Here is a 9,185-nt window from a genome sequence, read left to right as displayed (position 1 = left end):
AATCCCGTAGATGTCATTGGATGGCCTCCATTTTTTGCCTAGAAGGAAATCAAGTGCTCCGATTTCAGCCATGGCTGGTATTCCGTTGGCAAACAGGAATACGCAAATCAAGGCTACGGCAAGGATTGAGGTGCAGGCGGCTATCAAAAATACCATTTGCATGACCTTTTCTTTGTATTTTTTCATCTTTGTCTCACCGTCTTCTTAAATTATGGATAGATGGGTTTTGTTGCTGAAACTTCATTTACCGCATGTTCGATTTATAGAGCAACGCTTTGACTTGCAATTTTGCATACTGTCATTTTTGCTTCAAAATTGCAGATTTCGTCTTGAGCAGCAAAATAGACTTTTTACACTAAAATCAAAATTAAAGATGATTAAATATGAACTAAAGCATGTATTTACACTGCTGCGCTTATCTCATGATTAGTTTTACTCTAACACCTCTGACCACCGCGTTATTTCGCCTGTGAAAATGGCCCTGACTTGCTCGCTTGTCAAGTTGTCTGCTGGATTTCCTTTGTTGACGATTACCACAAGCCCGTCCATAGCGATGGTGATGGGGGTCAAACCGGCATTGAGTTCGCTCTCTTTCAATTCTCTGGACGACATTCCTATATCGCATATCCCGTCTATAACCGAATTGATGCCGGTGGTTGAGTCGCTGGTCTGAATTTCAATTTGTGCATTGGGATTGATAGCAAGGTAGGCCTCCTTGAGCTTTTCCATAAGTGGGGAGACCGATGACGAACCCGCGACTACGATTTTGCCTGCGGGCTTATCCCCACTGTAAGCCGGATTATCCAATACCGGGATATATCCGTTTTCTTCAACCACTCTTTGGCCATCGCTGCTCATGATAAACTCTACAAAGTCCTGTACCACTTTGCTTATTTCGCCTTTTGTGGCAATGATGAAGGGACGGGCGATTTTGTACTCTCCGCTTTTTACGTTGTCCGCCGTGGGCTCAACCCCGTCGATTTTAAGCGCTTTCACGGTATTGTTTAAAGAACCCAGGGATATATATCCTATGGAGTATTTGTCTCCTGCGACAGATGTCATCATTACCGCTGTATTGTTCACTATGCGGGCCTCTTCCGTTGTATAGTCGATCTCATTGCCGTTGCTGTCTTTCTGCTGAATGCCAAACAGCTCTACGAAAGCACCCCTGGTACCTGATCCCTCTTCACGAGAGATTACATGAATCTCTCTTGAAACATCAAAATCATCGTTGCTGCTTGAATTTCCATTCTGAACGCCGCATCCTGTTAAAACAGCGAGCATGAGCATTCCACACATGAAAATGATTGCTGTTCTTTTCATGGTTTGGGCTCCTTCCTTTTTATTTTTGTTGCTTGCTTTCGTAAGACAGTATAAAATGGTAATGTAAACTTGAAGGCAGGCCTATGTAAAATCTGTGTAAAATTTTTTGTGTTTTAAATTGACTTAAAACAGGGTAAATATAAATTATATGCTTATTGTTGCAGCAGGAAAGAAGGCTTTACTTCCTTGAGGAGTTTGTGAATTGGAAATCGAACGAATTTTAAGCAATTTAAAGCAGCTGATCGATATGCTTTTATGGATAAAACAAAGTTATAGGAGATGATGAAATGGCAGATTTGAAGTTTAGAGCTAAAGCACATAGTGAAAACCCTACCAAGACGGTGGTAGAGACAAGGGGATTTAAGATTATCATCGATGAGCCCGAAAGCCTTGGCGGGACCAATGCAGGAGCCAACCCGGTGGAGTACCTCCTGGCAGCTCTTGCCGGATGCATTAATGTGGTAGGCCATGTGGTGGCAAAGGAGATGGGTATCGAGCTTAAGGGGTTACAGATCGACCTGGAGGGCGATTTGAATCCTGCAAGGTTTACGGGCAAGTCTAATGCTGAAAGGGCAGGGTACAAGGAGATCAGGGTCAACATAAAGGTCGATAGTGATGCCGATGCCGAAACGCTGTCGAAGTGGCTTGATGCCGTAGAAGACAGGTGCCCGGTCAGCGATACTTTGTCCAATGGCACGCCGGTAAAGATAAGCCTGGTATGAGAATGGAGTTACTTGCAATCATATGTGCGACCACAAGGATTGTTGAATTACTTATAGCTTCATAAAATATGGTTTATGGCTCTTAAATAGCCATTTTTTACTATAGTCAGTTAATTTACCCATTATTTATTTTTAACGGTAGCGTGATACGTCTATAAGCAATAGTATCCTACCCATCTAACTTCCATTTTGAATAATAGGACAAAGATAAAAAAGGGTATTGACTTAAAAAAGATTTTGTTATAGAATATAACTTGCCGCTAACGAGAAAAGGGCTTTAAAGGGTGAATGTCGCGGGGTGGAGCAGTCAGGTAGCTCGTCGGGCTCATAACCCGAAGGTCGAGGGTTCAAATCCCTCCCCCGCAACCAGTTTTATTTAAAAAATTAAGATCGTGCTCGATAGTGTGGCGGCGTAGCTCAGTTGGCTAGAGCATTCGGTTCATACCCGAAGGGTCAGCGGTTCGAATCCGTTCGCCGCCACCATTATTATAGAGGGGTTAAAAATTGACTGCCATGGGCGCATAGCTCAGCTGGGAGAGCACTTGCCTTACAAGCAAGGGGTCATAGGTTCGAGTCCTATTGCGCCCACCAATGTTAAGATCTCCGGTATGTGCCGGAGTTTTTTATTTTTCCAAGATTGCTGTTTAAGCCAGCGTCATGACCCTACAATTGCTTGAATTTGAATTCAATATTCTGTCCCTACGGGACTGGAAGCTAAATTTTCAATTCAGCGAGGCATTTTGATGATGTTTGTTGTTTAAATAACTATTGTTTTTTGAACAATAGTATGATATACTGTTGCCAGACTATTATTCAATGAATAATAGTTATATGGCTGATAGGAAATCGATGATGGTGGAGGGATATAGGTGAAAAAGAGCGAATTTTTAAGGGAACTCAAGTATAACTTGATGGGCAAGGTCAGCGATGACGAACTAGAGAATATCATTATGGATTATGATGAAATATTTGAGTCGGGCAAGGCCGAGGGTAAGACAGAGGAAGAGATATCCGATATGCTGGGTTCGCCGGCATTGGTGGCAAAGGCTATTGTGGACGAGAGCCCAAACACATCAGAGTTAAACGATGAAAACGGTTACCCTCTTGCACCCCTTGGCAAACGCATTGTGGCTTTTATAATCGACTACGTGCTATCCTTGATACCGTTGGTTTTGCTTTGTATTATTATAGGAGCGCCCAGATTGATGCTCTCTGTTTTTCCAATTATGATTATTAATCCTTTAATCCCTCTATTTCTAATCTTCTCTTTAGCTTCTCAATTGAGCGGTATTTTCTCTTATACCGGTTCTGGAGTAGAGAGGGTTTACACTTATTCTCCTCATGTGATAAATATCCAAATTGTGCTTGTATTGATGGGTTTCATCTTCTTCTGGCTGTACGGCACGCTGGCCATGATATTGATGAAGGGCAGGACGGTAGGCATGCGCCTGATGGGTATAAAGGTGGTTAAGAAGGATAGATCTGCTTTAAAGCCCCTTGATATAATTATACGCCAGTTCGTTGGCAAGGTCCTGCTGGCGGGTATTATCTCAAACATATCCTACATCGCCTCCTTCTTCTGGGCTGTTTTCTCCAAGACCAACAACACCATCCATGATAAGCTGGCGGGAACCGTGGTCGTTGAGGATAGGTAACGAGGCGGCAGCGCAATAGGATCTGGACTGTTTTTCAGCAAATGGTTGTAAAAAATTGCTGTAACGAAGGGCAAATCTGGTGACAACACAAATAAGGCCAAACATCACGAAGGAGGAAAAACAAGGATGCCATGAATACGCAGCTTAAAAAAGGGGTACTGGAGATGTGTATCCTTTATCAATTAAGAGATAAGGAGCTTTATGGTTACCAAATAATGAGGGCCATAAAGGACCAGTTCAGCGATGTGTATGACGGTTCGGTATATGCCATACTCAGGCGGTTAAATGCAGAAGGATACACCGAAACGTATGTGAAGGATTCGCCTAGTGGACCCCCAAGGAAGTACTACCGCATTACCTCAGCCGGCCTTGATTATCTTAACACGATGATTGCGGAGTGGCACAGGCTGGTAGAAGGGGTAAGGAGGCTGGGGATTCCTTTTTGACAAGCCGGCGTTTCGTTCGATGTTTTTTTGACCTTAAGGGGTTATAAGCCCGATTGTCCATGCAAATAACCTATAAGACCATACCAGATTGTATATAATTACATAAGAACATAACTTACTTAAGATAGGGAAATACAGGTGAATAAGGCGTTACCAGCTGTCGCTTATAAAATGTGGCAAAGGGGAAAAGCTTATGGACAAAAAGACGGTAGTGGATATTTTAAATGAGATAGGGCTTTTGCTCGAACTTAAAGGGGAAAATCCCTTCAAATCCAGGGCTTATTACAATGCAGCGCGCATTATCGAGGTGCTTGATGAGGATTTGGAGACGTTAGTTAAAGAAGGGCGCCTTAAGGATGTGAAGGGCATAGGGGATGCTCTGAGTAAGAAGCTTACCGAGCTGGTGACCACGGGGAAGCTCCAATATTACGAAGAGCTAAAGCAGTCTGTACCTCCCGGCCTTATGGATATGCTCAAAATTCCAGGCCTGGGGCCTAAAAAGGTAAAGGTATTGTATGACAAGCTGGGCATTACCACAGTAGGTGAGCTGGAGTATGCGTGTATTGAAAACAGGCTGTTGAGCCTCCCGGGATTTGGAGAAAAGACGCAAAAGAAGATTCTTGAGGGAATTCAGTTTGTAAAGCAGTTCAGCGGATACCATCTTTATTCTGAGGCTTGCCAGGAAGCGGTAAAGCTTAAAGAGCATTTAGAGCGTACAGGGTTGGTTATAAGATGCGAAATTGCGGGAAGTTTAAGGCGCAAGAAGGAGATAGTGAAGGATATAGATATTATAGCCACCTCTCATACCCCGCGAGAACTCATGGATAGCTTTGTAAATTTTCAGGATATTAAAGATGTGGTGGCTAAAGGGGATACCAAGACTAGCGTAATTTTGAATTCGGGCATAAACGCTGACCTAAGGGTGGTAAGGGATGAGGAGTTTCCTTATGCGCTCCATCACTTTACCGGTAGCAAAGAGCACAACACTGCCATGCGACACAGGGCAAAGGCCATGGGTATAAAGATGAACGAATACGGGCTTTTCAAGGACGATGTTTTAATTGAATGTGCTTCGGAAGAGGAGATTTTCGAGAAGCTTAACCTACAATACATACCGCCGGAGCTCAGGGAAAATGCCGGAGAGATTGAAGCCGCTGAAAGAGGAGAGATTCCGGTACTAGTGGAAGAGAAGGATTTAAAGGGCATATTTCATGTACACACCACATATAGCGATGGGAGAAGTTCTCTGGCTAATATAGTGGATAGGGCTAGAGAGTTGGGGTACAGTTACATAGCCATCACAGATCACAGCAAGTCGGCATCTTATGCTAACGGCCTTGATGAGGAAAGGCTTTTGGAGCAGTGGGAAGAGATAGAGGATCTAAACAGGAAGTATAGCGACTTTACGATATTGAAAGGCATAGAGGTAGACATATTGCCCGACGGTTCCCTTGATTATAGCGATGACGTTTTAGGAAAGTTCGATTTGGTAATTGCCTCCATTCATTTCCATTTTAAGATGAGCAGGCAGGAGATGACCAGAAGATTGATAAGGGCAATAGAGAACAAACATACCCATATTATAGGGCACTTGACCGGTAGGCTTCTGCTTTCAAGGGATGGCTATGATATAGACATCTACCAGGTTATTGAGGCTGCCAGGGAATATGGCAAGGTACTTGAGATAAATTCCAGCCCTTATCGGCTGGACCTTGACTGGAGGTACATAAAGTATGCAAGGGATAGGGGCGTGAAATTTGCCATATGCCCCGATGCCCACAGCACAGATGGGCTTGAAGATGTGAAGTACGGAGTGGGAATTGCCCGAAAGGGTTGGCTGGAGGCTAAGGATATCATAAATACATACGACATACAGCAGCTACTACATTTTTTGCGAAGGATGTAGAGAAGCAAAGGCCAGGCAATATACCTGGCCTTTATTATTATTTTTATCTCTGGTGCATATTTATTATATCGGAAATTTAACAAAAGAGTGGCAGCCGAATCAAACTTAAAGGGGGGAATTTGATGACCATTTATGATGTCGCTATTATTCCTTTAATCGTGGGCATAGTGGAGCTTTTAAAGCAAGTTGGGCTTCCTTCTAAATTTGCAGCTCTCGTGTCGGCAATTTTAGGCATAGTCATAGGGATGGTCTATTTGTCGCCTGATGATATTAAAAAGGGAATACTTGTGGGGCTTGCTCTGGGCCTTGCAGCATCGGGTTTGTATTCCGGCACTAAGAGCACTGCGGAAGGACTTAAAAGTTTGTTCATTGCCAAAAAAAAGTAAACTACTATTATTTTTAACTTTTAGTCAACAGCCGGAAAAATGTGTATTTACAAGTTTAGCCTACATACAGGGAGGCATTTTTGGCGGTTGAATGGATAATGGTAAAAATGTATAATTAAGAATGAGGCCAGAAATTTAAGGCTTGATGGGATAAGGAGAATGGGAGAGTATTATTAAAAGATAAAGCGAGAAAAAGTTAAAAGGAGCCTTTCTTGTGTATATAGCAGGTTGTATCCTGCTTTATTTATTGTATAATATTTCATGTATGTAATTTTATGCTTTAAAGGAAGTGTGGGTTAAATGAATGTCAGGCTAGAAAATTTGAAGCTTAAACTTGGGGGTCAAGAATCTGAACATCCGGTCCGTTTGGCTCTCGATTTAGTAGAGCCTGGAGACCTAGAAACCTGTCAACAAGCCGAACGCGTTACAAAACAGCTTCCACCCGGTATAACTTCGAAGATGTTGTATCAGGATATCATTAGGATAGCATGGCCTGCTTTTATGGAATTCATCCTTACACAGCTGGCATCCATGGTTGACATGATGATGGTGGGACAGCTGGGGCCTTGGGCTATTGCTGCGGTCGGCTTGACAAATCAGCCCAAGTTTTTGCTGATGACCATGTTTATGGCCATGAACGTAGGGGCCACTGCCTTGATCGCGCGGTATAAGGGTGAGGACAATCAACAAAGGGCAAATGAGGTTTTGCGCCAGGCGTTGGTGCTAACCATTATACTATCGGCCATCTCTTCGGTTGTAGGCTTTGTATATTCGGAGCATATGGTGCGCTTTATGGGGGCGGCTGATGAGCAGACGTTGGCCGGCGGTACCGTTTACCTGAAAATTCAAATGGTTGGTTTCGTGGTATTAGCCATGACCAGCACCATTACGGCGGCGCTGCGGGGCATAGGGGATTCCAAGACGGCCATGGTGTATAACCTGATTGCCAACGTGGTCAACGTGATATTCAATTATATGCTGATATACGGGCATTTTGGCTTCCCCAGGATGGAAGTGGTCGGTGCGTCCATAGCGACCGTCATAGGGCAGTGCGTGGCCTTTATATTGGCCATGTTTGCTGTAGTGAGGGGAAATCGGTATCTTAAGCTCAGCTTCAGGGACGATTTTAGGCCCAAATGGGACATAATGAGGAGCATATTCAATATAGGTATGCCCGCGATGTTTGAACAGCTGGTCATGAGAGCGGGGATAATAGCTTATTCAAAAACCGTTGCCTCCCTGGGGACGGTGGCTTTCGCAACCCACAATGTGTGTATGAACATTCAAGCCTTGTCATTTATGAACGGCCAAGCCTTCGGGGTATCCGCCACTTCGCTTATGGGGCAAAGCCTGGGGAAAAGGCGCCCGGACATGGCACAGGCCTACAGCCGGTATACGAGGCGTTTGGGGATGATAGTTTCCCTGGTACTGGCTCTGGTGTTCATCCTGTTTGGTAAGGAAATAGTGGCGCTGTATACCGATGACAGGGAGGTTGTAGAGCAGGGTGCCCGCATACTCATGCTGGTGGCCGCGATTCAACCGTTCCAATCTTCCCAGCTTATTTTGTCCGGTGCATTAAGGGGTGCGGGCGATACAAGGGCCATCGCAATGATTATGCTAGTAACCGTTTTGCTGGTACGTCCCGGGCTGGCTATGTTTGCTGTCCATGTACTAGAGTGGGGGCTTGTGGGCGCGTGGATAGCTTTAGTGGCCGATCAACTGCTGCGCTCATTATTGGTGCTGTTGAGATTTAATTCGGGTAAATGGAAAACCATAAAAGTATAGTATAAGGGGATTGGTGTATGGAACTGCCATATGAGTTGAGAGGTGCGATAGAGGAGCAGCTGGCACTTATGCCAGCCAAAAAACTTTCAGGGCTGGCAGCTAGGCTGTCTGAAGATTACCGTAGCGGCAAGCCTTTGGTGAGGAAATCCTATGTCAGTACTTATGAAGATGCATTGGCTTATGTGGCTTTCAGGCTGCCTGCCACATTTGCTGCGGCATATTTTGCCATGGTTCAGGTTAAGGAAAGGTTGACGGATTTAAAGCCTAAGACGTTTTTGGATGTAGGTGCCGGGCCGGGCACCGCCATGTGGGCAGCTACTATGGTATGGCCTCAACTGGAGCACATAACTTTAGTTGAGCGAGAACAGCCCATGATAGATATGGGCAAAAAGCTGGCAAAACATTCCGTCTTGCCTTCTATAAGGCAGGCGGAATGGATAAAAGCTAATGTGATGGAGAAATGGGATATTGCACCTCATGATGTTGTAATAGCGTCCTATGCGCTCAATGAGTTGCCGGAACGGAGTATAGAGCCGTTTACCCTAAAGCTGTGGGAGAGCACGGAGAAGTTATTAATCCTTATTGAGCCTGGTACGCCATCTGGGTTTTCATTGATAAGACGTGTGCGGGAGCGGTTGTTGTCTCAAGGCGCTAACGTTGTAGCTCCCTGTCCCCACAATGGTTCCTGCCCTATTGTCCAAGACGACTGGTGCCACTTTTCTCAAAGGTTGAACCGTAGCCGGTTGCATAGGCAGATAAAAGGGGGTATCCTTTCATATGAAGATGAAAAGTTTTCTTTTGTGTGTCTGTCCCGCACTCCCGGGGCGAGCGTAAAAGGAGTGGTGATACGGCATCCGCAAATTAGGAAGGGCCATATATATCTGAGAGTTTGTACTCGTGAGGGCATTGAAGAGATTGTAGTAACCCGAAGGGATAAGGAGAAATTTAAAGAAGCGCGCAAG

8 protein-coding genes, 3 tRNA genes and 1 pseudogene are annotated in these 9,185 nt (G+C 44.6%); 10 read left to right on the top strand and 2 right to left on the bottom strand.

Features of this window, described 5'->3' with window-relative positions; translation table 11 throughout:
* Positions 1 to 186 (bottom strand): annotated as a pseudogene (locus FWJ59_RS05925) (phosphate ABC transporter permease subunit PstC); the annotation flags it as partial.
* 246 nt (positions 187 to 432) lie between these two features.
* Positions 433 to 1,323 (bottom strand): substrate-binding domain-containing protein, encoded by an 891-nt coding sequence (locus FWJ59_RS05920; RefSeq protein WP_414481048.1) that lies wholly within the window; start codon positions 1,321 to 1,323, stop codon positions 433 to 435.
* A gap of 287 nt (positions 1,324 to 1,610) precedes the next feature.
* Here FWJ59_RS05920 and FWJ59_RS05915 point away from each other — a divergent pair, with 287 nt between their 5' ends.
* From FWJ59_RS05915 to FWJ59_RS05870, 10 genes are all read left to right on the top strand, one after another.
* Complete coding sequence (locus tag FWJ59_RS05915; protein ID WP_414481047.1) at positions 1,611 to 2,045, top strand: OsmC family protein; 435 nt, start codon at positions 1,611 to 1,613, stop codon at positions 2,043 to 2,045.
* Positions 2,046 to 2,337: 292 nt separating this feature from the next.
* A tRNA-Met gene (locus FWJ59_RS05910) sits at positions 2,338 to 2,414 on the top strand.
* A 37-nt stretch (positions 2,415 to 2,451) separates the two neighbouring features.
* Positions 2,452 to 2,528, top strand: a tRNA-Met gene (locus FWJ59_RS05905).
* A 32-nt stretch (positions 2,529 to 2,560) separates the two neighbouring features.
* Positions 2,561 to 2,636, top strand: a tRNA-Val gene (locus FWJ59_RS05900).
* Positions 2,637 to 2,914: 278 nt separating this feature from the next.
* The gene (locus FWJ59_RS05895) at positions 2,915 to 3,700 is read left to right on the top strand and encodes an RDD family protein (protein ID WP_414481046.1); all 786 of its coding nucleotides are present in this window, start codon (positions 2,915 to 2,917) and stop codon (positions 3,698 to 3,700) included.
* A gap of 131 nt (positions 3,701 to 3,831) precedes the next feature.
* The gene (locus tag FWJ59_RS05890) at positions 3,832 to 4,146 is read left to right on the top strand and encodes a PadR family transcriptional regulator (RefSeq protein WP_414481045.1); all 315 of its coding nucleotides are present in this window, start codon (positions 3,832 to 3,834) and stop codon (positions 4,144 to 4,146) included.
* 193 nt (positions 4,147 to 4,339) lie between these two features.
* Complete coding sequence (polX, locus tag FWJ59_RS05885) at positions 4,340 to 6,052, top strand: DNA polymerase/3'-5' exonuclease PolX (protein ID WP_414481044.1); 1,713 nt, start codon at positions 4,340 to 4,342, stop codon at positions 6,050 to 6,052.
* 122 nt (positions 6,053 to 6,174) lie between these two features.
* On the top strand, positions 6,175 to 6,438 hold the full coding sequence (locus tag FWJ59_RS05880) for a hypothetical protein (protein ID WP_414481043.1): 264 nt from the start codon (positions 6,175 to 6,177) through the stop codon (positions 6,436 to 6,438).
* A 300-nt stretch (positions 6,439 to 6,738) separates the two neighbouring features.
* Positions 6,739 to 8,223, top strand: coding sequence for an MATE family efflux transporter (locus FWJ59_RS05875; RefSeq protein WP_414481042.1), 1,485 nt, complete (start codon positions 6,739 to 6,741; stop codon positions 8,221 to 8,223).
* Positions 8,224 to 8,240: 17 nt separating this feature from the next.
* Positions 8,241 to 9,185: small ribosomal subunit Rsm22 family protein (locus tag FWJ59_RS05870; RefSeq protein ID WP_414481041.1), on the top strand; the 945-nt coding region annotated here is incomplete at its 3' end.

Source organism: Caldicoprobacter sp. (genome assembly GCF_047459465.1).
In the GTDB taxonomy this organism is placed as follows: Bacteria; Bacillota; Clostridia; order Caldicoprobacterales; family Caldicoprobacteraceae; genus Caldicoprobacter.
This window is presented reverse-complemented; position numbering and strand designations above follow the sequence as displayed.

Coding starts and splice junctions, on each gene's coding strand:
- FWJ59_RS05915 (WP_414481047.1), top strand. CDS start 1,611: ATGGCAGATTTGAAGTTTAGAGCTAAAGCACATAGTGAAAACCCTACC.
- FWJ59_RS05890 (WP_414481045.1), top strand. CDS start 3,832: ATGAATACGCAGCTTAAAAAAGGGGTACTGGAGATGTGTATCCTTTAT.
- FWJ59_RS05880 (WP_414481043.1), top strand. CDS start 6,175: ATGACCATTTATGATGTCGCTATTATTCCTTTAATCGTGGGCATAGTG.
- polX (WP_414481044.1), top strand. CDS start 4,340: ATGGACAAAAAGACGGTAGTGGATATTTTAAATGAGATAGGGCTTTTG.
- FWJ59_RS05920 (WP_414481048.1), bottom strand. CDS start 1,323: ATGAAAAGAACAGCAATCATTTTCATGTGTGGAATGCTCATGCTCGCT.
- FWJ59_RS05875 (WP_414481042.1), top strand. CDS start 6,739: ATGAATGTCAGGCTAGAAAATTTGAAGCTTAAACTTGGGGGTCAAGAA.